Origin of the sequence: Magnetospirillum sp. 15-1 (assembly GCF_900184795.1) — a bacterium.
GTDB lineage: Bacteria > Pseudomonadota > Alphaproteobacteria > Rhodospirillales > Magnetospirillaceae > Phaeospirillum.
Genome location: NZ_FXXN01000022.1, coordinates 89,985 through 116,844, shown reverse-complemented (window position 1 = coordinate 116,844; position 26,860 = coordinate 89,985). Strand labels below are relative to the sequence as shown.

The 26,860-nt window shown below is 66.5% G+C and carries 25 protein-coding genes; 16 read left to right on the top strand and 9 right to left on the bottom strand.

Features of this window, described 5'->3' with window-relative positions:
• Positions 1-90: 90 nt before the first annotated feature.
• Genes CP958_RS08605 through CP958_RS08595 form a run of 3 tightly spaced genes read left to right on the top strand, consistent with a single transcriptional unit; the run spans position 91 to position 2,463 of the window.
• A complete protein-coding gene (locus CP958_RS08605) occupies positions 91-672 on the top strand; it encodes a DUF2249 domain-containing protein (protein ID WP_242442805.1) in 582 nt (193 codons plus the stop codon).
• The gene (locus CP958_RS08600) at positions 672-1,964 is read left to right on the top strand and encodes a hypothetical protein (protein WP_096701551.1); all 1,293 of its coding nucleotides are present in this window, start codon (positions 672-674) and stop codon (positions 1,962-1,964) included. The genes CP958_RS08605 and CP958_RS08600 overlap by 1 nt, the downstream gene beginning before the upstream one ends.
• 7 nt (positions 1,965-1,971) lie before the next feature.
• The gene (locus CP958_RS08595) at positions 1,972-2,463 is read left to right on the top strand and encodes a hemerythrin domain-containing protein (RefSeq protein WP_096701550.1); all 492 of its coding nucleotides are present in this window, start codon (positions 1,972-1,974) and stop codon (positions 2,461-2,463) included.
• Positions 2,464-2,642: 179 nt separating this feature from the next.
• Here CP958_RS08595 and CP958_RS08590 read toward each other — a convergent pair whose 3' ends face one another.
• Positions 2,643-2,984 carry a hypothetical protein gene (locus tag CP958_RS08590; RefSeq protein ID WP_096701549.1) on the bottom strand — a complete coding sequence of 114 codons (342 nt, stop codon included), beginning with the start codon at positions 2,982-2,984 and terminating at the stop codon, positions 2,643-2,645.
• A 130-nt stretch (positions 2,985-3,114) separates the two neighbouring features.
• On the opposite strand from CP958_RS08590, the gene purU reads away from it, so the two are divergent.
• A complete protein-coding gene (gene purU / locus CP958_RS08585; RefSeq protein ID WP_096701548.1) occupies positions 3,115-3,975 on the top strand; it encodes a formyltetrahydrofolate deformylase in 861 nt (286 codons plus the stop codon).
• 129 nt (positions 3,976-4,104) lie between these two features.
• Here the strand turns inward: purU and CP958_RS08580 are convergent, their stop codons facing one another.
• Positions 4,105-4,734: a FecR family protein gene (locus CP958_RS08580; protein ID WP_170958904.1), complete on the bottom strand. Its 630-nt coding sequence runs from the start codon at positions 4,732-4,734 to the stop codon at positions 4,105-4,107.
• A gap of 78 nt (positions 4,735-4,812) precedes the next feature.
• Here CP958_RS08580 and CP958_RS08575 point away from each other — a divergent pair, with 78 nt between their 5' ends.
• Positions 4,813-5,181, top strand: coding sequence for a DUF423 domain-containing protein (locus tag CP958_RS08575; protein ID WP_096701718.1), 369 nt, complete (start codon positions 4,813-4,815; stop codon positions 5,179-5,181).
• Between the two features lie 89 nt (positions 5,182-5,270).
• Positions 5,271-5,636: a response regulator gene (locus tag CP958_RS08570; protein WP_096701546.1), complete on the top strand. Its 366-nt coding sequence runs from the start codon at positions 5,271-5,273 to the stop codon at positions 5,634-5,636.
• A gap of 215 nt (positions 5,637-5,851) precedes the next feature.
• Here CP958_RS08570 and rpmG read toward each other — a convergent pair whose 3' ends face one another.
• Both rpmG and CP958_RS08560 read right to left on the bottom strand, forming a co-directional pair.
• On the bottom strand, positions 5,852-6,019 hold the full coding sequence (rpmG, locus tag CP958_RS08565) for a 50S ribosomal protein L33 (protein WP_002725389.1): 168 nt from the start codon (positions 6,017-6,019) through the stop codon (positions 5,852-5,854).
• A gap of 74 nt (positions 6,020-6,093) precedes the next feature.
• Complete coding sequence (locus tag CP958_RS08560; RefSeq protein WP_242442804.1) at positions 6,094-7,122, bottom strand: GGDEF domain-containing protein; 1,029 nt, start codon at positions 7,120-7,122, stop codon at positions 6,094-6,096.
• Between the two features lie 208 nt (positions 7,123-7,330).
• Here CP958_RS08560 and cysP point away from each other — a divergent pair, with 208 nt between their 5' ends.
• The 3 genes from cysP to cysW all read left to right on the top strand — a co-directional run bounded on the left by cysP (position 7,331) and on the right by cysW (position 10,165).
• Positions 7,331-8,347, top strand: coding sequence for a thiosulfate ABC transporter substrate-binding protein CysP (cysP, locus tag CP958_RS08555; RefSeq protein ID WP_096701544.1), 1,017 nt, complete (start codon positions 7,331-7,333; stop codon positions 8,345-8,347).
• A gap of 87 nt (positions 8,348-8,434) precedes the next feature.
• Positions 8,435-9,262 carry a sulfate ABC transporter permease subunit CysT gene (gene cysT, locus CP958_RS08550; protein WP_096701543.1) on the top strand — a complete coding sequence of 276 codons (828 nt, stop codon included), beginning with the start codon at positions 8,435-8,437 and terminating at the stop codon, positions 9,260-9,262.
• A 42-nt stretch (positions 9,263-9,304) separates the two neighbouring features.
• Positions 9,305-10,165 carry a sulfate ABC transporter permease subunit CysW gene (gene cysW, locus CP958_RS08545; protein ID WP_096701542.1) on the top strand — a complete coding sequence of 287 codons (861 nt, stop codon included), beginning with the start codon at positions 9,305-9,307 and terminating at the stop codon, positions 10,163-10,165.
• On the opposite strand, the gene CP958_RS08540 is transcribed toward cysW, so the two are convergent.
• Together CP958_RS08540 and CP958_RS08535 are read right to left on the bottom strand one after the other, a co-directional pair.
• Positions 10,166-11,878 carry an ATP-binding protein gene (locus CP958_RS08540; protein ID WP_141400474.1) on the bottom strand — a complete coding sequence of 571 codons (1,713 nt, stop codon included), beginning with the start codon at positions 11,876-11,878 and terminating at the stop codon, positions 10,166-10,168.
• Between the two features lie 76 nt (positions 11,879-11,954).
• Positions 11,955-14,021, bottom strand: a complete 2,067-nt coding sequence (locus tag CP958_RS08535; protein ID WP_096701540.1) for an ATP-binding protein — start codon at positions 14,019-14,021, stop codon at positions 11,955-11,957.
• Positions 14,022-14,208: 187 nt separating this feature from the next.
• Here CP958_RS08535 and CP958_RS08530 point away from each other — a divergent pair, with 187 nt between their 5' ends.
• A complete protein-coding gene (locus tag CP958_RS08530; protein ID WP_096701539.1) occupies positions 14,209-15,885 on the top strand; it encodes a sensor domain-containing diguanylate cyclase in 1,677 nt (558 codons plus the stop codon).
• A complete protein-coding gene (locus tag CP958_RS08525; protein ID WP_170958903.1) occupies positions 15,878-17,380 on the top strand; it encodes an EAL domain-containing protein in 1,503 nt (500 codons plus the stop codon). The genes CP958_RS08530 and CP958_RS08525 overlap by 8 nt, the downstream gene beginning before the upstream one ends.
• A 6-nt stretch (positions 17,381-17,386) precedes the next feature.
• Here CP958_RS08525 and CP958_RS08520 read toward each other — a convergent pair whose 3' ends face one another.
• Entirely contained in the window at positions 17,387-17,851 is a 465-nt protein-coding gene (locus CP958_RS08520) for a helix-turn-helix transcriptional regulator (RefSeq protein WP_242442803.1), read from the bottom strand.
• Between the two features lie 212 nt (positions 17,852-18,063).
• On the bottom strand, positions 18,064-18,486 hold the full coding sequence (gene ndk, locus CP958_RS08515; RefSeq protein ID WP_096701536.1) for a nucleoside-diphosphate kinase: 423 nt from the start codon (positions 18,484-18,486) through the stop codon (positions 18,064-18,066).
• A gap of 194 nt (positions 18,487-18,680) precedes the next feature.
• Here ndk and CP958_RS08510 point away from each other — a divergent pair, with 194 nt between their 5' ends.
• Positions 18,681-20,567 carry an ABC-F family ATP-binding cassette domain-containing protein gene (locus CP958_RS08510; protein WP_096701535.1) on the top strand — a complete coding sequence of 629 codons (1,887 nt, stop codon included), beginning with the start codon at positions 18,681-18,683 and terminating at the stop codon, positions 20,565-20,567.
• A gap of 79 nt (positions 20,568-20,646) precedes the next feature.
• Entirely contained in the window at positions 20,647-22,407 is a 1,761-nt protein-coding gene (locus CP958_RS08505) for an ATP-binding protein (protein ID WP_096701534.1), read from the top strand.
• A gap of 16 nt (positions 22,408-22,423) precedes the next feature.
• Here CP958_RS08505 and CP958_RS08500 read toward each other — a convergent pair whose 3' ends face one another.
• The gene (locus CP958_RS08500; RefSeq protein WP_096701533.1) at positions 22,424-23,392 is read right to left on the bottom strand and encodes a ChaN family lipoprotein; all 969 of its coding nucleotides are present in this window, start codon (positions 23,390-23,392) and stop codon (positions 22,424-22,426) included.
• Positions 23,393-23,467: 75 nt separating this feature from the next.
• On the opposite strand from CP958_RS08500, the gene CP958_RS08495 reads away from it, so the two are divergent.
• The 3 genes from CP958_RS08495 to CP958_RS08485 are packed head-to-tail and all read left to right on the top strand — an operon-like array spanning position 23,468 to position 26,847.
• Entirely contained in the window at positions 23,468-24,406 is a 939-nt protein-coding gene (locus CP958_RS08495) for a TAXI family TRAP transporter solute-binding subunit (RefSeq protein ID WP_096701717.1), read from the top strand.
• 24 nt (positions 24,407-24,430) lie between these two features.
• Positions 24,431-26,494, top strand: coding sequence for a TRAP transporter permease (locus tag CP958_RS08490; RefSeq protein WP_197706382.1), 2,064 nt, complete (start codon positions 24,431-24,433; stop codon positions 26,492-26,494).
• A complete protein-coding gene (locus CP958_RS08485) occupies positions 26,491-26,847 on the top strand; it encodes a DUF1850 domain-containing protein (RefSeq protein ID WP_096701532.1) in 357 nt (118 codons plus the stop codon). Before CP958_RS08490 ends, CP958_RS08485 begins: the two co-directional genes overlap by 4 nt.
• The last annotated feature ends 13 nt before the right edge of the window (positions 26,848-26,860 follow it).

Sequence of the window (26,860 nt, the reverse complement as noted above, 5' to 3'; positions counted from 1 at the left end):
TCCGCACATAAATTGGCAGCTTAACAAACGTCAAGGCGGCACCTTTGGCGTAGAGGCAGCCTTGCGTCACCCTTGCGGAAGGTGTTGAACATGGCCGGTGAAGTGGCGAGTGCGGGTATCAACGAGGCTGGCGGGCCGCCGGAATGGCTGTCCCTGGCGCTCGACGCCCCGCCGCTGGATGTCCGATCATTGCTGGCTCAGGGTGTCGATCCCTTCGCCACCGTCATGGAAGCCGCCTCGGCCATCGAATTCGGCGGTTCCCTGGTGATCGACGCCCCCTTCAATCCGTCGCCGCTGCGGCGCATCCTGGCCGGACGGGGCTTCTCGTCCTACGGCCGCAAGCTCAATGAGGGCCACTGGCGGGTGTTCTTTCACCTGGACGGCGGCGCCGACTGGGAAAGCGGCGCCGATGTGGAGGTGGGGCCCGAGGGCGCCATGAGCTGGCGCGAGGAGGACGGGCTGCACATCGACGTGCGCAAGCTGGCTCCGCCCAATCCCATGCTGGCCATCCTGCGGCTGGTCGAACGGGCCGGTCCCGGCGAGACCGTGGTTGTGCATCACGAACGCGAACCCCACTTTCTAGCTCCAGAGCTGGCCGAGCGCGGCTGGCGCATCGCGCGGGTGTCCAGCGAGGTGGTCAATGTCAGGCTGTGGCTGGAGCGGGTGATCTGATGTTTCCCGGCAGCTTCATGATGGGGGCGAAGGATCGCCTCCTGCCCCCGTCCATCCCCTACCGCTTCTTCGCGGCGGCGGCGTTCTTCCACCTGCTGGCCTGGGTGCTGCTGCTGGTGGGCAATAACGGGGTTCTCGGCTTCGTCGGCGGCCAGGGCATGACCCTGGCGGCCTTGCACCTGATCACGCTCGGTACCCTGGCCATGACCGCCATGGGGGCGGCCATCCAGCTGCTGCCGGTGGCTACCCGCCGTCCGCTGGGGCCGGTCTGGGCCATCAAGCTGATGTTCGTGCTTTACGCTCCCGGCGTGGCGCTGTTTGCCGCCGGTCTGGCCCACTCCTTCACCTGGGCCCAGCATGGCGGCGCCACCCTGTGCGTCGCCGGTCTGGCCCTGTTCGGCGGCCTGGTGGGCGCCAACCTGCGCAAGGTCGACGACCTGCCCGGCGTCACCCGTCATGCCTGGCTGGCGGTGGCGTCGCTGATCGGCCTCGCCGTCCTCGGCCTGGCCCTGGTTGTCGACTTCACCAAGGGCTTTCTGCCCGATCATACGTCGATCGCCGCCGCCCACGCGGTGTTGGCCGGCTACGGCTTCATGGGCATGCTGTCGGCGGGCTTCTCCTATGTGCTGATCCCCATGTTCGTGCTGGGCTCGGCCGTGCCCGACGCGGTGGGCAAGCGGACGGCGCAGCTGTCCGGCCTGGGGCTGGTACTCGGCGCCGGCGGCGTGCTGATCGGCATCGGCACCCTTTCCGCCCTGGGCGCCCTGCTGGGGCTGGCCGCCACGGTCGTCTATCTGCGTGGCATGCTGACCAGCCTGAAGACCCGCATGAAGAAGCGCCTCGAGCCCTTCTTCCGCCTGGTGTGGGTGGCCTGGGCGCTGTTGCCGGTCAGTCTGGTGGCCGCGCTGCTTCCGGCCCTGGGAGCCCCGCTCGATCCGTGGGCGGAACTGTGGGCCTTCCTGCTGGTGTTCGGCTGGCTCTTGTCCTTCGTCATGGCGATCCTGCAGCGGATCATGCCATTCCTGGCCTCCATGCATTCCTCCGCCCTGGGCGGCAAGCCGGCGCTGCTGTCGCATCTGTCGCCCAAGCTGCCGGTGGATATTCATCTGGGCTGCCACACGGCCGCCCTGGTCCTGGTTTCCATCGCCCTGGTCGGCGGCTGGGTCTGGCCCCTGCGGCTGGGCCTGATCGCCGGTCTGGCCGGTGCCGTCGCGTTCGGCGTCTACACCGTGGAGGTGCTGCGCCGGTATCGTTCCCACATGGCCGCCGCCGCGGCCAATCAACAAGGATGAGCGTTTCATGAATACCCAGACCGGCGCCCTGCTGCATCAGGCTCACATGACCACCATCGAGGCGTTGCAGTCGCTGGAAGAACTGCTCGGCTCCAACAAGAGGGCTCCGGCCAAGGACGACCTGCTGGCCCGCAAGCTCAAGCAGCTGGCCCGCATCCTCAAGTCCGAGGTGGAAAGCCATTTCGGCTTCGAGGAGAACCATCTGTTCAAGGTGTTCGTCGAGCAGGGCGAGACCGGCATCGTCACCATGCTGACCCACGAGCACCGCTCGATCCTGCCGCTGGCGCTGCAGGTTGCCGATCTGGCCTTGGCCGCCGCCGAGGCCGGCTTCACCGACGCCTCGTGGACCGAGTTCAAGGATGCCGGCGCCGAGCTGGTCGAGCGCGAGATCTTCCACATCCAGAAGGAAGAAATGGGCCTGCTGGCCGCCATTTCCTCGCTGGTCGATCCCGAGACCGACGAGGAACTGGCCGATATCTACCGCCGCGAAGTGGTCTGATCGCCAAAACTCGCGGCGAGTTTTGGATAGGCCCAAGGGGCGGCGCGGCTTATGCCGCGGGAGGCCAGGGCGCACAGCGCCCGCCCGCCGCTTGAGGGCGGCGTTGATCGGGATCGATCAACGCAAATATACAAAAGGCCCCCCGGTCGGCGACCGGGGGGCCTTTTTTCACGGGAGCCTTATTCCGCCTCGATACCGGCGGCGGGCAGCACGGTGACGCCGGTGCCGTCCTCGTCCTCGATCAGGACGATGTCACCCTCGATGCGGTCGCCTTCTTCAACCAGATTGTTGAAGTAGTGCCACAGGAACGAGACGGCGATGGTCTGGTCGATCTCGTCGTCCTCTTCCATCTCTTCCTCGTCCATGGCCGAGATGTCGCGCAGGATCTCCAGCGAGTCCTCGAACATCTCGTTCATGTCCGGCTTGTCCTCGAGGACGTTCTTGATGATGTAGTCGTGCTCGGAATCTTCCAGCTCGTACTTCCACTGGGCGCTGCCCGACTTGTAGTAAACGGTGATCATCAAGCCTGCTCCGTAAGGGAACGATTTGCCCGCGACCTTCGGCCATTTGCGGCGAAAAGGCAAGGGCGGGATTGCCCATCGGGGCCGGGTCGGATAAACCCTTTGATCTGTTTGAATGAGGAGTCCGATCATGGCCGAGAAAGCCGCCTGGGTGCTGACCATCACCTGCCCCGACACGGTGGGAATCGTGGCGGCGGTTTCGGGTTTTCTCAGCACGCACGACTGCTTCATCACCGAGGCCGCCCAGTACGGCGACCCGCTGTCGTCGCGCTTCTTCATGCGCATCGTGTTCGGCGCCGGCGCCATGACGCCGCCCCGCGCCGAGCTGGAGAAGCTGTTCACCGTGGTGGCCGCCCAGTTCCAGATGATCTGGAAGCTGCATGACGGCTCGCGCAAGGCGCGGGTGGTGATCCTGGTCTCCAAGTTCGGCCACTGCCTCAATGACCTGCTGCACCGCTACCATACCGGCTCGCTGCCCATCGAGATTCCGGCGGTGATCTCCAACCACCAGGAGATGCGCTCCATCGTCGAATGGCACGGCATCCCCTATCACTACCTGGCGGTGGACAAGCACGACAAGGGCACCCAGGAAAACCGGGTGATGGAGGTGATCGAGCGGGCCGACGCCGATCTGGTGGTGCTGGCCCGCTACATGCAGATCCTGTCCACCGATATGTGCGTGCGCCTGCAGGGCAAGGCCATCAACATCCACCACTCGTTCCTGCCCAGCTTCAAGGGCGCCAAGCCCTATCATCAGGCCCATTCCCGCGGTGTGAAGATCATCGGCGCCACCGCCCACTACGTCACTCCCGACCTGGACGAAGGCCCGATCATCGAGCAGGGCGTCGAGCGCGTCGACCACACCCACACGCCCGATGATCTGGTGGCCATCGGCCGTGACATCGAGAACGTGGTGCTGGCCCGCGCCGTGCGCTGGCACACCGAGCACCGGGTCCTGCTCAACGGTTCGAAGACGGTGGTGTTCCGCTAGAGTCTGTCCGACTTTAACTGGAGCATTCCATCGCCTCGTCATGGCCGGGCTTGACCCGGCCATCCATGGACCCCCGGATCAAGTCCGGGGGTGACGGCGCTTCAACCTGAACCTGACAAACTCTAGGGCTCAGTTTTCGAAGCCGACCGTGGCGAAGGCGCGCTGAATACGCTGTTCCCCCCAAAACGTCGGGGGAAGCGGCGTGGCGCCCGGCTCGGTCACCGAAGTGCCTTCCCCGGGGGTGCCCAGTTCGACGCTGCCGGTCGGGGAACTCACCACCACGCGGCCCTCGATCAGCAGCACGCTGAGCGGCGCGTCCAGCGGCCCGCCCCAGAACTGGGTGCCGCGCACTCCCACCGAGGCCAGGGGCGTCCTCACCGTCAGGGGATGGTCGGGCAGCTTGCCCACCGCGCCGGTGCGCAGCAGGAACGAGCCACGGCCCAGGGTCAGTTCCGCCTTGCCCGCCGCCTGGCGGGCATCCCAGTCGAAGGCGGCCACCGTCATCTCGGCGCCGTCGCTTAAGGTCAGTTCCATGCCGTCGGCGAACAGGACCAGCAGACGCGAGCCGGGGCCGGTGCGCAGGGTCTCTCCCGCCCGTACCGGATCGCCCGCCGCGAGGACGCGGCTGGCGTCGTCCTGGCGGGCCTCGGCGCCGCCCTGCAGGCGGACGACCTTGCCGGCCGGTTCCGCCGCGCGGACTCCGGGGGCCGGCAGGATCAGGCCCAGGAGCAGGGCGAACAGCATATTCCGAACAGGCATTCCCAAGTCCCCCCGTGACAGGCACACTCCCGTCATTATCTCGTGAGGTGGGCGTGGCCGGTCAAGGAGGACGAGGGCATGGGTGTCTGGTTGGTGCTGGCCGGGCTCAACGGAGCCATGGCCATCGGATTCGCCGCCTGGGGCTCCCACGGCGTGGAGGGCGAAGCGGCCCGCTGGGTCGGGCTGGGCAGCCAGTTCCAACTGCTGCACGCCGTCGCCCTGCTGGCCCTGGCCCGCTTTTGTGCCAAACGCCGCCGGCTGTTCCGCCCGGCCGCCGGACTGATGGTGGTCGGCGTGGCGCTGTTCTCCGGCTCGCTCTATCTGAAGGCGCTGGGAATTTCCTTGCCGATTCCGATGGTTACGCCCCTCGGTGGAATAAGCCTGATGGCGTCGTGGCTATTGCTGGCGCTGGCCGGATGGTTAGCCTGTGATCATGCTCGGGTTTGACTTGGGATCGGGAATTGCCCATGATGCCTGCTCGTGGGGGGCCTGGAATATCAGGGCCATTCGGGGCTGAGCGGGGAAACGGGAACGTCATGGCCAAGTCTGTGCTGATCGTCGAAGACAATGACTTGAACATGAAGCTGTTCAACGATTTGCTGCAGGCCAACGGCTACGAGACCATCCAGACCAAGGATGGCCGCGAGGCCATGGACATCGCCCGCAAGCACCATCCCGACCTGATCCTGATGGATATCCAGCTCCCCGAGATTTCCGGCCTGGAAATCACCAAGATGCTGAAGAACGACGCCGAGCTGAAGTCCATCCCGGTGATCGCCGTTACCGCCTTCGCCATGAAGGGTGACGAGGAAAAGATTCGCGAGGGTGGCTGCGAGGGCTATATCGCCAAGCCCATCTCGGTGGCCAACTTCCTGCAGACCGTGGCGCGCTTCCTGGAATAGGGCGCCGTCTATTTTCAGAACACCATAGAGCCCGTCATCCCGACGACCAGCGGGAGGAAGAGGCTTGCCCTGGCCCAGCCTATTGCCGGCTTGGGCTCCGCCATGCCCGGCGGAGTTTCGTTTGCGGAAATTCCGTCGCGGGTAAACGAAAAGGGCGCCCCCTTGGGGCGCCCTTTGATCTTTCCGTCGCAGCCGGCCCTTGGGCCGGCGACCGACTACTTGATCTTCGCTTCCTTGAACTGGACGTGCTTGCGCACGACCGGATCGTACTTGCGGAATTCAAGCTTCTCGGTCGTCTTACGGGGATTCTTCTTCGCCACGTAGAAGAAGCCCGTCCCCGCGGTGCTCAACAGCTTGATGAGAATGGTGGCAGGCTTGGCCATGGCAAAAATCCCGAACAGCGTTGGTGATGAAAACTCGAGGCGCGCACCATACTGATCCCAACGGCGGAGTCAAGTCAGAATAGCTTGGTCCTGGCGAGAGAGGGGCATTCGAACGGCAATTCCCCCTCGGCCACCAGTTGCTCGAACGAGCGGACCTGATCGCGGCCGTGGCCCTTGGCGTAATACAGCGCCCGGTCTGCATTGCCGATCACCACCGAGGGCAGATCGTCGCAATCGATGCGCACATAGCCGACGCTGACGGTGATGTGACCCACCTCGGGGAAGGCGAAGGCGGCCACGGTGGCGCGGAAGCGCTCGAACACTGCCTGGGCAGCCGAGAAGGTGGTGGGGGCCAGCAGCACGACGAATTCCTCGCCGCCGAAGCGGAACAGCTTGTCCTCGCTGCGGAACGCCTTACGCATCAGGGCCGAAAGCAGCAGCAGCACTTCGTCGCCGAACACGTGGCCGAAGGTGTCGTTGATGGTCTTGAAGCGGTCGATGTCGATGATGCCCAGCCAGTGGTGCTGGCCGTCCAGATGGGCTTCGCGCCGGTTGCCGTTGAACGATACGTCGATGTGGCGGCTTTCGGCGACGATGGAGCTGAAATTCTCGTCGAAGGTCTTGCGGTTCTTCAGGCCCGTCAGGGTATCGCGCGCCGCGTCCCACAAGATGGTCAGGTAATTGCGGTAGATGGCGACGAAGCCCTTGATCAGGGCGGCGGGCTCGGGCTGGCCGGGGGCCGTGCGGGTCACCAGGAAGGCGCAGACCTTGCCGCGGTCGTCCACCACCGGATGGGCGCGGCGGACGCTGCCGTCGGCAAGGCTTTCGCTGCGCTCGGTCCCCAGCGCCATGCAGTCCAGCAGCAAGGGGTCGGTACCGATCTCCTGCAATTCCTCGGACTGGCCGGCGCCCTCGGCGCTGCGGGTGGCGGCCCAGTCGATGAAGATGCCGTTGGCGGTGGGCATGGGGGTGCAGATGCCGCAGAACGGCAGGGCGGCCAGTTCCGCCAGGGTCGCGGTCAGGCAGTCTTCCAGATGCTTCTGGCTGCGCTGCTCGGTCAGGAGAACCACCGAGGATAGAATTGATTCCGGTGTGATTGACACGCGAAAGGCCTTCCCCAAAAGTATTCCTGCTAAGCTTATTCCCAAGGATATGGGGGGAGTCAATGAGCGTCTGGTGACGCCCTTCGGGCGGCACCGTTAGGTGAGAATGCCTATGTCGGGCATAACAACTCTAAAAATATGTATTTCTATTTTCAATAACACATGCTAATCGTGATTTAACCCAAGGACGACCGAACGGAGTTTTCCCATGGCTTTTCGTTTCCCCACTTTCGCCGCCCTGGCGGCCCTGGCCCTGATTCCGGCCGGCGCCCTGGCCGAGGACAAGGCGCCGGGCGAGTTGCTGAACGTGTCCTATGATATCGCCCGCGAGCTGTTCCAGCAGATCAACCCCGCCTTCCAGGCCACGCCGGCCGGCAAGGGCGCCGACGGCAAGGCCATCGAGATCAAGCAGAGCCATGCCGGTTCCTCCAAGCAGGCCCGCGCCATCCTCGAAGGCCTGCCCGCCGACGTGGTGACCTTCAATCAGGTCACCGACGTGCAGGTGCTGGCCGATCGTGGTTTCGTGCGCAAGGACTGGCAGACCGCCTATCCCCATGGCGCCTCGCCCTATTACTCGCTGCCGGCCTTCGTGGTCAGGAAGGGCAACCCCAAGAACATCAGGAACTGGGACGATCTGGTCCGCCCGGACGTGAAGGTGGTGTTCCCCAATCCCAAGACCTCGGGCAACGGCCGCTACACCTATCTGGCCGCCTATGCCTTCGCCCTGGAGGCGGCCAAGGGCGATCAGGTCCAGGCCAAGGAATTCATCCGCAAACTGGTGGCCAATGTGCCGGTGTTCGATACCGGCGGGCGCGGCGCCACCACCACCTTCGTCGAACGGGCCACCGGCGACGTGCTGGTTACCTTCGAGGCCGAGGTGGGCGGCGTGATCAAGGAATTCGGCGCCGACAAGGTCCAGTCGGTGATCCCCCCGGTCAGCATCCTGGCCGAGTTTCCGGTGGCGGTGGTGGACAAGGTGGCGGCCAAGAAGGGCTCGGCCAAGACCGCCAAGGCCTATCTCGACTTCCTGTATTCCGACGAGGCGCAGGAAATCCTGGCGAAGAACTATTACCGGGTGCGCTCGGAGACGGTGGCGGCCAGGCATGCCGCCGAGTTTCCCAAGGTGCGTCTGTACACCACCGAACTGTTCGGCGGCTGGGACAACATCCAGAAGATCCACTTCGCCGAGGGCGGCATCTTCGATCAGGTCTTCGGTAAGAAGTGATGCGCAACCGGTTGGACCCGGTTACAAGGTTGGTCATCCCGCGCCTTGGCGCGGGATGACCGGCCGATCGGCTCAACCGGAGTTCATATGATGCGCGCCCGTAGGCTGCTGCCCGGCTTTTCGCTGACCATGGGGATGACGCTGGCCTATCTCGGCCTCATCGTCCTGCTGCCGCTGGGCGCCATGCTGATCAAGGCGGCGGGCATGAGCCTGGAGGGCTTTTGGGCCGCCACCACCGGCCCGCGCGCCCTGGCCGCCTATCAGGTCACCCTGGTGTCGGCGGCCGAGGCGGTGATCTTCAACGGGCTGGCCGGGCTGCTGTTCGCCTGGGTGCTGTCCCGCTACCAGTTTTTCGGACGCAACCTGCTGGATGCGCTGATCGACCTGCCCTTCGCCATGCCCACCGCCGTGGCCGGTCTGGCGCTCGCCGCCGCCTTCGCGCCCAACGGCTGGGTGGGGCAGTATCTCGAGCCCTTGGGCTTCAAGGTGGTGCATGCCCAGCCGGGCATCGCCATCGCCATGGCCTTCACCAGCCTGCCCTTCGTTGTCCGCAGCGTGCAGCCGGTTATCGAGGAACTGGAGACCGAGACGGAGGAGGCGGCCCGCACCCTCGGTGCCTCGGAGACGCAGATCTTCCTCAAGGTGATCCTGCCCACCCTGGCGCCGTCGCTGCTGGCCGGCATGTCGCTGGCCTTCGCCCGCTGCCTGGGCGAGTTCGGGGCCATCATCTTCATCGCCGGCAACCGGCCGTTCGAGACCGAGATCGCCGCCCTGCTGATCTTCATCAAGCTGGAGGAGTACGAGTTCGGCTCCGCCACCGCCATCGCCACCGTGGTGCTGGGCTTCGCCTTCATCACCATGCTGCTGACCAACGGCATCCAAGCCTGGCAGCAGCGCTATCTGGCAAAGGGGTGAGACGATGATTCCCGCCATGGCCGTCCATCACGGATTCCCGCCATGGCCGTCCATCACGTCCCCCACCGCCAGCCGGGCGGCAAGCGCCGACTTGTCCTGATCGGGCTGGCCGTACTGCTGGCGGCGGGCTTCCTGATGGTGCCCATGGCGGTGATCTTCGCCCAGGCGCTGTCCAAGGGCTGGGCGGCGTGGTGGGCGGCGGTCAGCCATCCCGAGACCCTGCACGCCATCGGCCTGTCGCTGCTGGTGCTGGCCATCGTGGTGCCCATCAATGCCGTCTATGGGCTGGCGGTGGCCTGGACGGTAACCAAGTTCCGCTTCAGGGGAAGCAAGTGGCTGGTCGCCCTGGTGGAGGCGCCGTTCTCGGTGTCGCCCATCGTGGCCGGTGTGGCCGCCCTGATGGTCTATGGCGGAACGGGCCTGCTGGGACCCTGGCTGGAGGAGCACGACCTCAAGGTGATGTTCGCCCCGCCGGGCATCATCATCGCCACCTTGTTCGTCACCAGCCCGTTCATCGCCCGCGAGCTTCTGCCGCTGATGCAGTTGCAGGGCACCGACGACGAGGAGGCCGCCCTGACCCTGGGGGCGGGCGGGTTGTCCATCTTCCTGCGGGTCACCCTGCCCAACGTCAAATGGGCGCTCTATTACGGCATCATTCTGTGCGCCGCCCGCTCGCTGGGCGAGTTCGGCGCCGTCTCGGTGGTGTCGGGGCAGGTGCGGGGCGAGACCATGACCCTGCCGCTGCAGATCGACCTGCTCTATCACGATTACGAGCCGTCGGGGGCCTTCGCCGCCGCCTCGGTGCTGACCCTGCTGGCGCTGATCACCCTGGTGCTGAAGCTGCTGGTCGAGCGCTTCTACGACCGCGAGATCGAGGATACCCTGGCCGAGCGCAAGGGCTGATCACGCCTCGACCGGCGGGGCCGTCGCCATCGCATGCAGGGGCAGGGTGATGATGAAGGTGGAGCCTTGGCCCACCGCGCTTTCCAGCCGCACCGTGCCACCGTGCAGGTCGAGAATGTTGCGCACGATGAACAGCCCCAGGCCGGCACCATGGACCTTGGTGGCTTCCGACGTCCGAAAATACTTCTCGAAGATCCGCTCGCGGTCCTTTGGGGCGATGCCGGTGCCGGAATCGCTGATCACCACCTCGGCCGAGGATGGCCTGCCCCACAGAGCCACCGAGACGGGCTGGTCGGGAGGCGAGAATTTCAGCGCGTTGCCGATCAGGTTGTCGAACATGATGCGCAGCAGGTCCGGGTCGCCGACCATGGGCAAGGGGCCGGCCGAACTGAGGTGAATGGCCCGACCGCCGCTCAGGCGGGCCTGGCTTCGGCAGGTGGAGGCCAGCAGGTCGTGCAGGTCCATCTCCACCGGGCGGAAGGGCAGCCCCGACGTGGTCAGGCGGTCCTCGGACAGATAGGTGTCGATCAACCGGCTCATGCGCTGGACGGCACGCCGGATCTTGGCCATCTCCTCCTCGGCCTCGGGCTTGTGGTCGCCGATGATGTCCAGCAATTGCGAGGCGCCGTCGATGATGGCCAGGGGAACCCGGAATTCGTGGGAGATCATCCCCAGGAAGTTGCGTTGCTCCTGCAAAGCCTGGCGTTCGGTCTCGATGGCTGATTCGGCCACGTCGCGGGCCTCGTTGACCTCTGCGGCCTTGAGCGCCACCGCGCTTTCCAACTGGGCCGAGCGGTGGGCCAGGCGCGAATGTCGCCGCCGCAGGACGAGCCCCGCCGCCACCAGGGTCAGCAGGGCCAGGGTGGCGATGGCCCATTGCGCCATGCTGGTGGTTCGCCAGATGCCCAGCGGCCGGTCCAGCGACGCCACCGTCAGAACCCGCAGGCCATTGCGCTGCTCCAGTTCGGTGACGCCGACCAGATCGTCGCCGATGCGATGAAGGCCGGGAGTCAGCGGCAGCCGCCCGGCCAGCCGCCCGCCCGCCATGATCGAGCCGGCGTCGCGGGTCGCCGCGTCGGGGTGGGAGCAGGCGGCGATCACGATGCCCTCGCCGTTGACCAGCGCCGCATCGAGCAGGGGGGCGGTGCGGCCGGGACTGCAGATGCGGGCGAAATAGTTGGGCTCGAACGATGCCATCATGACGCCGTCGAAACGGCCCTGGCGGTCGGTGATGCGCCGGGTGATGGCGAAGGTGACGGTGCCGGTGTTGCGCCCCAGATAGGGGCCGAAATGATAGCTTTCCGCACCCTCGCGGTGGGCCTTGAAGTAGGGGCGGTCGGCCACGTTGATCCGGGGGATCGGCCATATGCCCATCATGAAGCGCTGGTTGCCGTCGGTGTCGAAGACCAGGAAGTCGCGCAATTGCGGAATATGGCGCTGGGTCCGGTATTCCCTGAGGAAGGCGACACCCCGCTCGGGGGACCAGCCGTGCCAGTCCTGCTCCGCCAGCGAGCCGACAACGATGTCGAGGACCACGTCGGCCGTCTCGATGGCCCGCGAGGCGCTTTCCGCCATCACCTTGCCCAGGTGTCCCACGTCCCTCTCGGTGCGTTCGATCAGATCGTCACGGACGCGTAGGGTATAGAGGATGGTCGCCGCCAGCAGCAGGACCAGCAAGGCCACTCCAAAGACGGCCAGGGCCGCCACGGGCACGGGAAGACTGCTTCGGGACCCAGATTTCATCAAAGGTCACGCCGTCAAGTTCGCAATCCATCACTTATGGCATATATTAGGGCGCAGTCACAGTCGATTGAACTGGCCGATCGGCCAGGGTGAACCGGAAACGCGAGCCTTGCCCCGGTTCCGACTCGACCCAGATATGCCCACCATGATGCTCGACGATCTTGCGGCACAGGGCCAGCCCGATTCCGGTGCCTTCGTATTCGTTGCGGGTGTGCAGACGCTGGAAGATGTCGAAGATGCGGTCGAAATATTCAGGCGCGATGCCGATGCCGTTGTCGGCCACCGTGCACGTCCAGCCCGAGCCGGAGCGTTCAGCCGTCACCGTGACCATGAGGGGGCGGTCGGGCTGGCGATACTTCACCGCGTTGCCGATCAGGTTCTGGAACAGGCGGACCAGTTCACTGGCTGATCCGGTGACCACCGGCAGGTCGGCGGGGATGGAAAGGGTCGTGCCGCTCTCCTCGATGGGCAGTCTGAGGTTCTCGGCCGCGGCGGCGACCGTTTCGGCCAGGGCGACCTGGGCGAGGGGGGTGCGGACCCGGCCGACCCGGGAGAATTCCAGCAGGTCGAGGACCATCAGGTCCATGCGTCTGGCTCCGTCACGGGCGAAGTCCAGGAACTGCCGGCCGTCCTCGTCCAGCAGGGCCGCGTAACGCCGCTCGATCAGGCCGATATAGCTGGTGATCATGCGCAACGGCTCGCGCAGGTCGTGCGAGGCCACGTAGGCGAACTGCTCCAGTTCCCGGTTGGATGAGTCCAGGTCGCGCAGCAAGGTGGTCTGGCGCTCGCGCTGCTCCACCCATTCGGTGATGTCGCGGCCCACCGCCTGGACCTCGACGATGCGGCCGGCCATATCGCGGATGGCGGCGCCTTCCCACGAGATCCAGCGCAGGCCGGTCACCGTCTCCATGCGGTTCTCCACCGAGGCCCGGAAGGCGGGCGGACGCAGGACGTCGGTGATGGCCTGGGCGGTGGCGGCGTGGTCGTCCTGGTGGACGAAGGCGCGCCAGGACTGGCCGACGATGGCCGCCGAGGCCTGTCCGTGGGCGCGGGCGAAGGCCTCGTTGACGAACACCAGATGCTCGTCGAGGGTCAGGCGGACCACCAGATCGTTCTGGGTCTCGATCAGGCCGCGATAGCGCTCCTCGCTGGCCTTCAGCGCGATCAGGCGGCGCCCGGCCAGACCGGTCAGCCCGAAAATGGCCAGGGCCAGCGCTCCCACCACCGCCGCCATGGTCAGCGCCTCGGTGCGCCAGGGGGCCAGCACGCCTTCGAGCGGCCGTCCGACGATCACCACCAGCGGCGGCATGGCGGGGTCGGTCAGGGTGCGGACCGCCGAAAGCTTCTCCTTGCCATCGGTCGCCGTGACGTGAACGAAGGTGTTGGCGGCGTTCCCCGCCTGACGGTGCATGGCGAAGGCGCCGCCCTTGGCGATGTTCTTGCCCACGTAAAGTTCGGGCTCGGGGTCGCGGCCGACGATGTCGCCCTCGGGCGTCACCAGCAGGGCGCCGGCCCCCGGTTCCCCGGTGTGTACCGATTGCAGCAGGGTCTGGAAGTAGCCCAGCTCCAGCGACACCGCCGCGACCCCGTCGAATTGGCCGTCGGGGCCGCTCAGCGGCATGGACACCATGATGACCAGACTGCCGTCCGCACCGAGGGGCAGGGGCTTGGCGACATAGATGTCGTGGCCGGGCGGCAGGTTGCGGGCCTCGGCGAAGAAGGGGCGGTCGGCGGTGTTGCGGCCTTCCACCTGGGGAAGGGTGGCGATGGTGACGACGCCATCGGCATTGACGATGAAGGCCTGACGGATTTCGGGGACCACCTTGGCGCGGGTGGCCATGAACCGTCTGAAGGCGTTGGGATCGTTGCGCGGCGCTTCGGCGATGGCGCGCAGCATCAGACGCACCACCCGCAGACTGCCGTGGACCTGTTCCTCGGTGATGCGGGCGGTGTCGGCGATATTGGCGCTCGCCACCCGAATGGTCCGGAGATAGCCGGCATGAAGCTGGACGGCAGTCAGCCCCACCAGCAGGAGGACCAGTCCAAGGGAAAAGCCCCAGATACCCCGCGGCGACATGCCGGTCAGCAGCGATCGGTCAGGCGCTCTCGTCATTCATCCCCCAAGGAACGTCTTGGGGATATTGTACCCCAGGAGCCGGAGCGCGCCTATGTAAACTGCTAGTAACCGGAGCGTGTTTTCCGTTTCCACCCTCTCGCAAAATGCGTAGATTCAATAATACTCTACGTATCCATCTTCAACTCGGGGATGGCCCCGCTTATTAAGGTGTGAGCAGTCGATCATGGAGACGGAGACTCCGTTCGCCATCGCTCGGGATATCAATCGGGGTGGTGAGCGTCCCGATGCCGCCCAACTGACGGCTTTTACCTCGGAGCCCGGACTGGCGCGCTATTTCGTCGCGCTTGGTGCCGCGGTGGTGGCGGTGTGGCTTGGGCTCTGCTGGCTGGCGGCGGGGGAATATACCGCCTGGCGGGCCGCGGAATCCCTGGCCCACGCCGAGCACGACCTGCGGCAGGGCGTCGACGACATGACGCTGGGCATCCAGCGGACCCTGTCGGTCTTCCACGGCATTCCGGCGGCCTTGGGCCGTGATCGCGCGGTGGTCGAGGCCCTGAAGCTGTTCGGCGATCGTCCCGATCTGAGCCGGGTCTCCCTCGAGCGGCGACAGGCCGTGCTGGCCTCCGATCCGCGTCTGGCCGAACTCGACCGTTCGCTGGCCGGATCGGTGGCGGATCTGGCCGTCACCAGCGTCATCTGGCTGATCAATCCGGCCGGCGACGCCATTGCCGCCAGTAACAGCGGCAAGCCGGACAGCTTCGTGGGGACCAATTACAGCGACCGGACCTATTTCACCGAAGCCATGGCCGGGCGGTTCGGTCATCAGTTCGCCCTGGGCCGCGTTTCCAACATCCCCGGCCTGTTCTTCTCGGCTCCGGTACGCGACGGCGACCGTGTCCTGGGGGTCGTGGCCATCAAGATCGACCTTCCTTACCTGTCGTCCTGGGTCAATCAGGCCAACGCCTTTCTCAGCGACAATTACGGCGTGGTGATCCTGGCCCAGGACAAGGGGCTGGAGATGCGGACCCTGCCGGGAGCGGCGGTGGTCGGGCTCTCCTTCGCCGAGCGGGTCGGCCGTTACAAGCGTTCCGAATTCACTGAATTGCCTCTGGTGCCCTGGGGCTCGGCCGAGCATCCCTCCCTGCATCGCTGGGGCAGCGACGGGGTGCCCTATGTGCGCATGTCCACCGTCCTGCCCGAGGACGATCTGGCGCTGACCATCCTGGAGCCGGTGCCGCGCATCGCCACCATGGACGCCGACCGGATGGGGCTGTTCGGCCTTGCCGGGGCGGTGGGGGTGCTGATCATTATCCTGGCCGGAGCCCTGGTCCATCATTGGCTGGACCGCGAGCGGAGCCGGCGCAACCGTGTCACCCGCGAGCGGATCGAGTATCTGGCCACCCATGACGTTCTCACCGGCCTGTTCAGCCGCAGCGTCGTCGATCAGTTCATCGCCCACGGTATCGCGGGGGCCACGCGGTCGGCGCGGGGGCTGGCGGTGCTGTTCATCGACCTCGACCAGTTCAAGGAGGTCAACGACGACCTGGGCCACGACGTGGGCGATCTGGTCCTGAAGGAGGCGGCCCGCCGGCTGCGTCAGGCGGTTCGCGGCGCCGACGTGGTTATCCGCCAGGGCGGCGACGAGTTCATCGTGCTGCTGTTCGACCTGCCCCAGCCCGGCGACGCCGCCAATGTGGCGGGAAAGATTCTGAGCGTGTTGAATCAGCCCTACACCATCACCGATCCGCCGCAGAATCTGTCGGCCAGTATCGGCATCGCCACCTTCCCCGAGCATGGCGAGACCCCGTCGTTGCTGCTGCGCCACGCCGACATGGCCATGTATCGCGCCAAGGCCGCCGGACGGGGAACCTACCGGTTCTACGGGGCTGGGGATGAGTGACGATCAGGCCGGCGGCCCGGCCCTTCATCCACTGCTGCTGCGGCAGTTGCGCAAGGCCGGGCTGACCCAGTCCCTGCCCGAGGAGGTGGAGCGGTTGGTCCGGTTGGTGGACGGCGCCTATCGCGAACAGGATCTGGAGCGGCGGCGCAATACCCGGGCCACCAACCTGATGGCCGAGGAAATGACGGCGCTGGCCGAGCGGATTCGCGTACAGGCCGGGCAGGACCCCCTGACCGGGGCGGCCAACCGGACTCTGTTCCTGCGGCGCCTGGGCGAGGCGGTCGAGGGGCTGGGGGAAGGCGGCCACCTGGCGGTGCTGCTGCTTGACCTCGACGGCTTCAAGCTGGTCAATGATTCCCTGGGGCACGGTTTCGGCGACCGCATGCTGTGCGAGGTCTGCGAGCGTCTGCGGAACGTGGCCCCGGCCGATGCCACCCTGGCGCGGCACGGCGGTGACGAGTTCACCCTGCTGCTGCCATCGGTCGGGCGTTCGTCCGAGGCCGCCGACGTGGCCACCCGGGCCATCGCCGCGCTGGAGCAGCCCTTCACCATCGATGGCAACGAGGTGCTGATCTCCGCCTCGGCGGGCATTGCGCTGTATCCCGGTGATGCTCCCGACATGGGCGCCCTGCTGGTGGCCGCCGATACCGCCATGTATCAGGCCAAGGACCGGGGGCGCGGCCAGTACGTCTTCTTCTCGGCCGCCATGAACGTGCGCCTCCACCAGCGGTTGCTGATGAAGAGCCGCCTGTCCAAGGCTCTGGAACGCGGCGATTTTCACCTGGTCTACCAGCCTAAGACCTGCATGCGGACCATGGGCATCTGCGGCGCCGAGGCCTTGCTGCGCTGGCACGATGCCCGCCTGGGCGATATTCCTCCCGGCCAGTTCATTCCCGTGCTCGAGGAGATGGGGCTGATCGGTGAGGTGGGATTGTGGGTGGTGGGGCAGGCCTGCCGTCAGATGCGGAACTGGCGTGACCAGGGACTGGCCCCCGGCCGCATGGCGGTCAACGTCTCGGCCCGCCAGTTGCGCCGCCCCGGTCTGGCGGGGGAGGTGGCGGACATCGTCCGCCGGGCCGGCATCAGCTCCGCCGATCTGGAGTTCGAGATCACCGAAAGCACCATCATCCAGGATACCGATCTGGCGATCCCGCTGCTCAACGAGCTTCGGGCCATGGGCATCCATATCGCCCTGGATGATTTCGGCACCGGATTCTCGTCGCTGGGCTATTTGCGCCGCTTTCCCTTCGATACCATCAAGATCGACAAGGCCTTCGTCGACGAGATCATGGTCCGCCCGGACGACGTGGCCATCATCCGGGCGATCATCGCCATGGGGCACGCCCTGGATCGGCGGATCGTCGCCGAGGGGGTGGAAACCGCCGCCCAGTTCAAACTGCTGAAGGAACTGGCCGTGGACGAGATCCAGGGGTATTTCGTGGGGCGGCCCATGACCGCCGATTCCCTGACACTCCTGTTGCCCCGGTCTTCCTGAGGCGGATCACTCCTCCCGCCGCTTCCCGGTATGGGCCGCCAGGGCGCGGGCCAGTTCGTAGACCCGCTTGCGCACGTTGGGATCGCCGATCTTGTAGTACGTGCGGACCAGATCGAGGGTTTCGCGCTTGCTCATGGGGTCGATCCGCTGGGGCGGCGGCTCCTCGGTGGCGGACGCCATGTGCCGGGGGCTGGCCGCCATGACGTCGGGCGACATCTCGTCGTAGAAATATTCCACCGGCACTTCCAGGGCGCGGGCCAGATCGAACAGGCGCGAGGCTCCGATGCGGTTGGCGCCGCGCTCGTATTTCTGGATCTGCTGAAAGGTCAGCCCCAGGGCCTCGCCCAGGGATTCCTGGCTGAGGCCCAGCAGGGTGCGGCGCAGCCGCAGCCGACCGCCAACATGCACATCGATGGGGTTGGGGCGTCCACCCGGCGTCCGTCCCCGGCTGGCTTGACGTGTGGCTTGCATGGCATATATCCGCTGAGGTTGTGCAGGCCCTATTTGGTACCGTGCATACAAGCCATGCAAGTAGCAAAATGCCATCACAGACGCCATAGGGGCGATGTAACTGAAGTTTATCTCGTAATTGTATACAATTCAGTCATTGAACGGCAAAAATAAACCCCCGGGAGTTTCCTCCCGGGGGTTTGCGAACCGGATACGCGGTGTCGGCCGATGGGTCAGCCGACGATCTCGCAGCCCGAGAAGAAGTAGGCGATCTCGATGGCGGCGTTCTCGGCCGAGTCGGACCCGTGCACCGAGTTGGCTTCCACCGATTCGGCGAAATCGGCGCGGATGGTGCCGGGGGCGGCGTTGGCCGGGTTGGTGGCGCCCATGATCTCGCGGTTGCGGGCGACGGCGCCTTCACCTTCCAGGACCTGGACAACCACCGGGCCGGAAATCATGAAGTCGACCAGCTCGCCGAAGAACGAGCGCTCGGCGTGCACCGAGTAGAACTGACCGGCCTGAGCCTTGGTCAGCTGGACGCGCTTCTGCGCCACGATGCGCAGACCGGCTTCCTCGAAACGGGCATTGATCTTGCCGGTCAGGTTGCGGCGGGTGGCGTCGGGCTTGATGATCGACAGGGTACGTTCGGTAGCCATTGGTGAATTCCTTTCGGCGGTTGCTCGCGCCGCGCCGGGAACGGATCGGGCGGCCGCGTACGACCCCGGGCGGCCGAGCGCATCCGGGGACGGCGGGTTATAACCTCAAAGATCGGGGAGAGCAACGGTCTCGCGATGCGCCTTCCGCCCGACGAGGTTTGCCGCCCGCGCGCCGCCGTGTTATTGACGCGCCCATGCTGCACATCAACGACCTTACCTTCCGCTACGGCGGCCGGACCATCTTCGAGCAGGCGACCGTCCACATCGCCGCCGGCCAGCGCGTCGGCCTGGTGGGGCGCAACGGCACCGGCAAGACCACGCTGTTCAAGCTGATCCTGGGCGAGCTTCACGCCGACGGGGGCGAGATCAACATGCGCCCGCGCGCCCGGCTCGGCCGCCTGGCTCAGGAGGCGCCCGAGGGCGATATCAGCCTGATCGACTGCGTGCTGGCCGCCGATACCGAGCGTACCGCCCTGTTCGAGGAGGCCGAGTCCTGCCACGACGGCCATCGCATCGCCGAGATTCACGAGCGCCTGATGGCCATCGACGCCCATTCGGCGCCGTCCAGGGCGGCCGCCATCCTGTCTGGCCTGGGCTTCGACGCCGAGGCGCAGTTGCAGCCGGTCTCCGATTTCTCGGGCGGCTGGCGCATGCGCGTCGCCCTGGCGGCCTCGCTGTTCGCCAGCCCCGATCTGCTGCTGCTGGACGAGCCCACCAATCACCTGGACCTGGAAGCGACCCTGTGGCTGCAAAGCCATCTGGCCGCCTATCCCGGCACCCTGGTGGTGATCAGCCACGACCGCGAACTGCTCAACGAGGTGGCCAACCGCATCATCCACCTGGAGAACGGCAAGCTGAACGCCTATGGCGGCAATTACGACCGCTTCGAGGCGACGCGGCGCGCCCGCATGGAACTGCAGGCCAAGGCCTTCACCAAGCAGCAGGAGCAGCGCAAGAAGATCCAGTCCTTCATCGACCGCTTCAAGGCCAAGGCCACCAAGGCGGCCCAGGCTCAAAGCCGGGTCAAGATGCTGGAACGCATGGAGATGGTGGTGCCGGTGGTCGAGGACAGGGCCATGTCCTTCGACTTCCCCGATCCCGAGCCCCTGAGCCCGCCGATCATTGCCATCGACCACGGCGTGGCCGGTTACGGCGACAAGGTGGTGCTGCGTGGCCTCGACATCCGTATCGACATGGACAGCCGCATCGCGTTGCTGGGCGCCAACGGCAACGGCAAATCCACTCTGGCCAAGATTCTGTCCGGCCGCATGGACCTGCTGAGCGGCCAGTTCCGCAAGCCGCCCAAGTTGAAGATCGGCTATTTCGCCCAGCACCAGACCGAGGAGCTGCGGCTGGACGAAACCCCCTACGAGCATATGGCCATGCTGATGAAAGGCATGACCGAGGCCAAGGTGCGCGCCCAATTGGGCCGCTTCGGCTTCGAGCAGGATCGCGCCAACGTCAAGGTCTCCAGCCTGTCGGGCGGCGAGAAGTCGCGGCTGCTGTTCGCCCTGATGAGCCGCGAGGCTCCCCACCTGATGATCCTGGACGAGCCCACCAACCATCTGGACATCGATGCCCGCGAGGCCCTGGTGGCGGCGCTCAACGCCTATGACGGCGCCGTGATCCTGATCAGCCACGACCCTCATCTGATCGAGCTGACCGCCGACAATCTGTGGCTGGTGGGCGACGGCGGAGTCCAGCCTTTCGATGGCGATCTGGCCGCCTATCGCAAGCTGCTGCTCGACCGCGCCCGCGAGGACCGTCGGGGCGCCAAGCCGGAGCGGACCGGCGATGCCGCCCAGCGCAAGGCCGACCGCAAGGCGGCGGCCGGCGCCCGCGCCCAACTGGCGCCGCTGCGCAAGGCGGCCCAGGCGGCGGAAAAAGCCCTGGAAACGCTGCATGTGGAGCAGAAAGCCCTGGCCCAGAAGCTGGCCGATCCCAAGCTCTACCAGGGCGCGCCCGCCAAGGTCACCGAGCTGCGCCGCCAGGAGGCCGATGTCGCCCGCCGGGTGGAGGAGGCGGAATTGGCCTGGCTGGCCGCCCAGGAGGAGTTGGAGGCAGCCCAGGCCGAGGCTTAGGCGTTACATCATGGCGCTTTCGGCCACAGGCCTTTCGGTATAAGCTGCCGACGCAATTTTCCGTTAAGGAACCGCCTCGGTGAGCCCCGAGTCCGCCGCAACCAGGGATGTCTCCGGTTCTCGCCGCACTCCGGGGGAGTTGCGGCGCCGCTTGCGCCTGCTGATGCTGGTCATCGCCGTCGTGCTGCTGGGCGGCGGCGGCGGCGTGCTGATGGAATTGCGCAAGGCCGCCTTTGAAAGGGCGGAGGCCGCGACGGCCGGGGCGGCCCACCTTCTCGACGACACCATGACCCGTACCCTGACCACCACCGACGCCATGGTCTCGCGCATGGTGCAGGTGACCCAGGACCATCTGACCGGGCGGATCGGCCGGGGTGAACTGGTGCGGGAGCTGACCAGTCTCGAGGGCGGGCTGGCTCAGCGCGGCACCATGCTGGTGATGGATGCCAAGGGCGACGTCATCGCCGCCTCGCGGCCGCCCCTGGGCGGCTCCGCCGTCAATTATGCCCATCGCGACTATTTCGCCGCCCACCGCGATGGGGCCGAGCGCATCATCGGCCCCATGGTCATGGGGGCTTACTCCCAGGTCCCCGTCTTCACCGTCAGCCGAAGGATCAATGCCCTGAACGGCGGTTTCGCCGGCGTGGTGGCGGTGGGAGTCAAGACCCACTTCTTCACCGATTTCTACAACACCCTGGGCCTGGGGCCGGGAGCCTATATCGGCTCCAATACCGGCGGGCGGGTCCTGCTGCGCCAGCCCAACCCGGAAAACTACGTGGGACGCGCCACCCCCGACAATCCCATCTTCACGGCGGCGGCGGCCCAGCCGGTGGGGACCCTGCGTCTCAACTCCCCCATCGACGGCGTCGAGCGGGTGGTCTCCTATCGCAAGCTGACGCCGTTCAACGTCATGGTCAGCGCCGGCATGGCGGTGGAGGATATCCTCGCCCCCTGGCGCCATACCGCCCTGATCCTGGCCGCCGGTCTGGCGGTGGTGATGGCGGGGTTAGGCGGCATGGCCGCCACCACCTTCCGCGCCATCACCCGCGAGGAACGCTCCATGGCCTCGCTGGAGGAGACGGTGCGGGCCCGCACCGCCGAGGCGGAACTGCGTGCCGCCGAGGCCCGCCTCGCCAATGAGAGCAAGACCCGCTTCCTGGCCGCCGCCTCCCACGATCTGCGCCAGCCGCTGCAGGCGGCGGGAATGTTCGCCGAGGTGCTGGCCGGGCAGTTGGAGGACGATCCGCGCAAGCTCAAGGTGGTCGACCGCCTGCGCCAGAGCATCGAGGCCACCAATTCCCTGCTGGCCACCCTGCTGGACGTCTCGGCCCTGGAAGCCGGCAAGATCAAGCCCAATGTCAGCACCTTCCGCCTGATGCCGCTGCTGGCCGGGCTGGTGGACCAGATCGAGCCCGAGGCCAGCGCCAAGGGCCTGGCCATCGGGGCGGTCCCCACCTCGCTGGTGGTGAGCAGCGATCCGGTGTTGCTGGAACGCCTGCTGCGCAACCTGCTGGTCAACGCCGTCCGCTATACCCAGGAGGGGCGGGTGCTGGTCGGCTGCCGCCGGCGCGGCGACCAGGTGGCGATCCAGGTGCTCGATACCGGTATCGGCATCCCCGCCGACAAGGTGGGGACGGTGTTCGACGACTTCGTCCGCCTCGACACCCCGGCCGAGCGGGGCGGCAGTCGGGGCCTGGGCTTGGGGCTGGGGGTGGTGCGCCGTATGGCCGCCCTGCTGGGCCACGCCTTGGACCTGCGCTCGGTTCCGGAGAAGGGCTCGTGCTTCGAAGTGGTTGTCGATCGAGGGGTGAATCCGCAGGCCGCCGCGCCGAGGGACTGATTTTTCCCCCTCCGCCCTACTTCCCCGTTTCCTCCTTTTTCCGCATGTGCTTTTCCATCATGGCGCACTGGTCCTCGCGGCTGGCGCGGCCGGTGAACCAGACCACATCGAAGGGCAGCGCTTTGGCGCCGAATGCTTCGCCATAGGCGGCGGGGTCGGTCTTGCCCTTTTCCACCTCGACGAAGCCGATGGTCAGCATGGCGATGCCGGGGACCATGGCCCCCAGGCGGACGGGAACGCCCCGGTCGGCGCGGACATGACCGGCTCCGGCGATCAGCACCGCCGGCCCGGCCTCGGGCCGCGAGACCTGATCGGCCAGCACTTCGGCCATGATGGCGTCGCGGGCCCGCTGGACGCGGACCATGGGCGGCACCGCCTTGTCGGGCAACAGATTGCAATGACCCTCGCGGATGTCGGCGGACAGGGCTTTCTCCTCGGCCGGGGGCAGGGGCTGGTCCAGGCCGAAGCGGCCGTCCACCTCCGGCCCCTGTTCGCCCCTGGCGATGCGCCGGGTCAGGTCCTGGGGCAGGTTGGCGGCCTTGATTTCGCCCCTGGCCGCCAGGGTCGCCTCGACGATGGGGCGATAGAGCGCCCAGTCGGGCCAGCCGCGCTTTTCCCAATCCAGGGCCGCGCCGAGGGTGGCGGTGTCGCCGATGTTCCGGTCGAGTACCGACTGACGGTCGGTATCCACCATCTCCAAGGCCACCAGCGGCCGGCGGCCGGCGGCGGCCAGTTCCCGCACCACCCAGGCCTGCAGGGCGTGGTGGTCGGCGTTGTCGTGGGTCTCGCCCAGCAGGACGATGCCGGCGCCCAGGGCCGCGTCCACCACGCCCTGTGGGTTCAGCCATTTGCCGGAAGCCGGTGCCCAGACCTTGCCGGCCAGGGGGTGGCCGCCGGCCAGGATGGGCGACGGCGGCGGCTCGGCCAGGGCCGGCGCCGCCCAGAACAGGACGACGGCGGCGAATCGAACGAGCGTTCGGGTCATCTGGTCAAGGCGGGGGGGTTGCGTTATGGTCATACCAAACCCTTCTAATAGAACAGCCAATACTTGGGAGGCATCATGAAGAGGGTCATCGTGGGGGCCGTGCTGGCCTCGTTCCTGACGTTGCCGGCCTTGGCCGCCGACCAGTTCCTCAACATTCTCACCGGTGGCACCAGCGGCGTCTACTACCCGCTGGGTAATGCCCTTTCATCCATCTTCGGCAAGGCCCTGCCCGGAGCGCGGGTCACCGTCCAGGCCACCAAGGCCTCGGTGGAGAACCTCAATCTGCTGCAGGCGGGGCGCGGCGAACTGGCCTTCACCCTGGGCGATTCTCTGACCCAGGCCTGGGAGGGCGTGGAAGAGGCCGGCTACAAGGCGCCGCTCAGGAAGCTGCGCACCATGGCCGCCATCTATCCCAACTACATCCAGATCGTCGCCACGGCGGACTCGGGCATCAAGACCCTGGCCGACCTCAAGGGCAAGCGGGTATCGGTGGGAGCGCCCAAGTCGGGGACCGAGCTTAACGCGCGGGCCATCTTCAAGGCGGCGGGCCTCAGCTATTCCGACATGAAGGTGCAGTACCTGCCGTTCGGGGAATCGGTGGAGCTGATGAAGAACAAGCAACTGGACGCCACCTTGCAATCGGCCGGGCTGGGCGTCTCGTCGCTGCGCGACCTCGCCACCGGCGACGACATCGTCATCGTGGCCATTTCGCCCGAGGTAATCGCCAAGACCGGTGATTCGGCCTACATCGCCTCGGTGGTGCCGGCCAACACCTATCGCGGCCAGACCACCGATGTGCCCACCGCGGCGGTGCGCAATTTCCTGGTCACCCACGAAGGCGTTCCGGCCGAGGTGGTCTACAGCATGACCAAGGCCATGTTCACCAACATGCCCGACCTGCTGGCCGCTCACTCGGCGGCACGCGAGATTCAACCGGAGAACGCGGCCAAGTCGCCGATCCCGCTGCATCCGGGGGCCGAGAAGTATTATCGCGAGGCGGGGCTGTTGAAGTAAGTGCCGGAGGGGGGGGGGAGGGCCATGAGTCAGCATGAAGAGAGCGGTGTCGATCCCGCCGGGATCGACACCAAGGGCGAGGTCTTCGGCCATGGCGTCGAATCTCGGGGCCTGTTCTGGATCGCCATCGCCTTTTCCGCCTTCCAGATCGTCACGGCCGCCTATTCGCCGCTGTCCAGCCTGCCGGTGCGCTCCATCCACGTGGGCTTCCTGCTGCTGATGGTCTTCGCCCTTTACGCCGCCATGGGACGGGGCAATCCGGTCAGGGTGGTGACGGCCTGGGCGCTGGGCGGGTTGTCCTTCGCCCTGTCGCTCTATCATCTGATCTACGAGGGCGATCTGGTGCAGCGCTCCGGCGATCCCTCGACCACCGACCTGGTGGTGGGGACCATCATGGTGGCGCTGGTGTTCGAGGCGGCCCGGCGCCTGATGGGCTGGGCTCTGCCGCTGCTCTGTCTGGTCTTCGTCGCCTATGCGGCGTTCGGCGAGGTGCTGCCCTCGCCGCTCGGCCATCGCGGCTATGGCTTCGACCAGATCGTCAATCAGTACTTCCTGGGGACCGAAGGTATCTTCGGCATCCCCTGCTACGTCTCGGCCACCTACATCTTCCTGTTCATCCTGTTCGGCAGCTTCCTCGAACAGGCGGGGATGATCCGCCTGTTCACCGACGTGGCGCTGGGCACCGTCGGCCACACCAAGGGCGGTCCCGCCAAGGTGGCGGTGGTGACCTCGGGCCTGATGGGCACCATCAACGGCTCGGGCATCGCCAACGTGGTGACCACCGGGCAATTGACCATTCCGCTGATGAAGCGTTTCGGCTATCGCGCCGAGTTCGCCGGCGCCGTCGAGGCCACCGCCAGCATGGGCGGCCAGATCATGCCCCCCGTGATGGGTGCCGTGGCCTTCATCATGGCCGAGACGCTGAACATCTCGTACGCCGAGGTGTGCAAGGCGGCGGCCATTCCGGCCCTGCTCTACTATGCCTCGGCGATCTGGATGGTGCATCTCGAGGCGGGCATCGCCGGGCTGCACGGCATGCCCAAGGACCAGTGTCCCAGCGCGCTGAAGGCGTTGAAACGCCAGTGGTTCCTGATGGTGCCGCTGGCCGCCCTGGTCTATCTGCTGCTGGCTGGCTTCACCCCCATGTTCTCGGGCACCGTGGGTCTGGCGCTGACCGCCATCGTCATCCTCGGCTCGTCCATCGCCGCCAATATCGGCGGCATGGCGGGCCGCATGGTGTTCTGGGCGGTGCTGGGCGTGGCGTCGTCGGCCTTCTTCAAGCTGGGCATCAACGTGGTGGTGGGCATCGTCGCCGCCCTGATCGCCATCAACTTCTTCGTCCGCGGTGGGCGCGAGACCATGCGCATGACCGTGCGCGGTCTGGTGGAGGGCGCACGCTCCGCCGTACCGGTCGGTGTCGCCTGCACCCTGGTCGGCACCATCATCGGCACCATGACGCTGACCGGCATCGCCGGGTCGTTCACCCAGGGGCTGGTGTCCATGTCGGGCGGTTCGCTGTTCCTGACCCTGGTGCTGACCATGATCGCCTCGCTGATTCTCGGCATGGGCATTCCCACCATTCCCACCTACATCATCACCTCGTCCCTGGTGGCGCCCATGCTGTTCAAGATGGGCGTGCCGCTGGTGGTCTCGCATATGTACGTGTTCTATTTCGGCATCCTGGCCGATCTGACCCCGCCGGTGGGGCTGGCGGCCTTCGCCGCCGCCTCCATCGCCCGCGCCCAGTTCTTCACCACCGGCTGGTGGGCGGTGCGGGTCGCCATGGCCGGCTTCGTGGTGCCGTTCATGGCGGTCTACGATCCCTCGCTGATGATGGTGAGCGGCTCGCTGTTCGATACCGCCTATGTGGTGATCAAGGCGATGCTGGCCATCGGCCTGTGGGGGGCGGCGACCATCGGCTTCCTGTGGGCGCCCATGCCCCTGTGGGAGCGTGGCGTCGCCGTTGCGGCGGCCTTCCTGCTGGTGGCGGCCGTTCCCTGGACCGATCAGGCGGGCTTCGCCCTGTCGGCGGTGTTCATCGCCTGGCACTGGATGCGGGCGCGGCGGGTGGCGTCCCTGGGCGCATGAGCGGGCTGTGCATGGTGGTGGCAGCCGGCCTGGCGGTGGTGACGCCGTCCGACTCCTTCGCCCTGGCCTGGACCCACTCGGTGGAAAAGGTGGAGTGGCGCGAGGAGTGGCGGATTGAATCCGGTCGCCTGATCCTGCACGAGGCTTCGGTCATGGGCAGCGGCGCCGGCATGGAACCGCCGCCCCAGGCCGTCCTTCGTAACGGGCGATGGGTGTGGCATCCGGGGATGGCGATGGAAGAGATCGTCCTGGCCCGCTCGGACTTCACCGCCGACTGGCGGCTGTGCGTCGGGGGCACCTGCCGGCCCCTGGAAAAGCAAGAGGGGCAGACCCGCCTGCGGGCCTGCCCCTGATAAAATCCCTGGG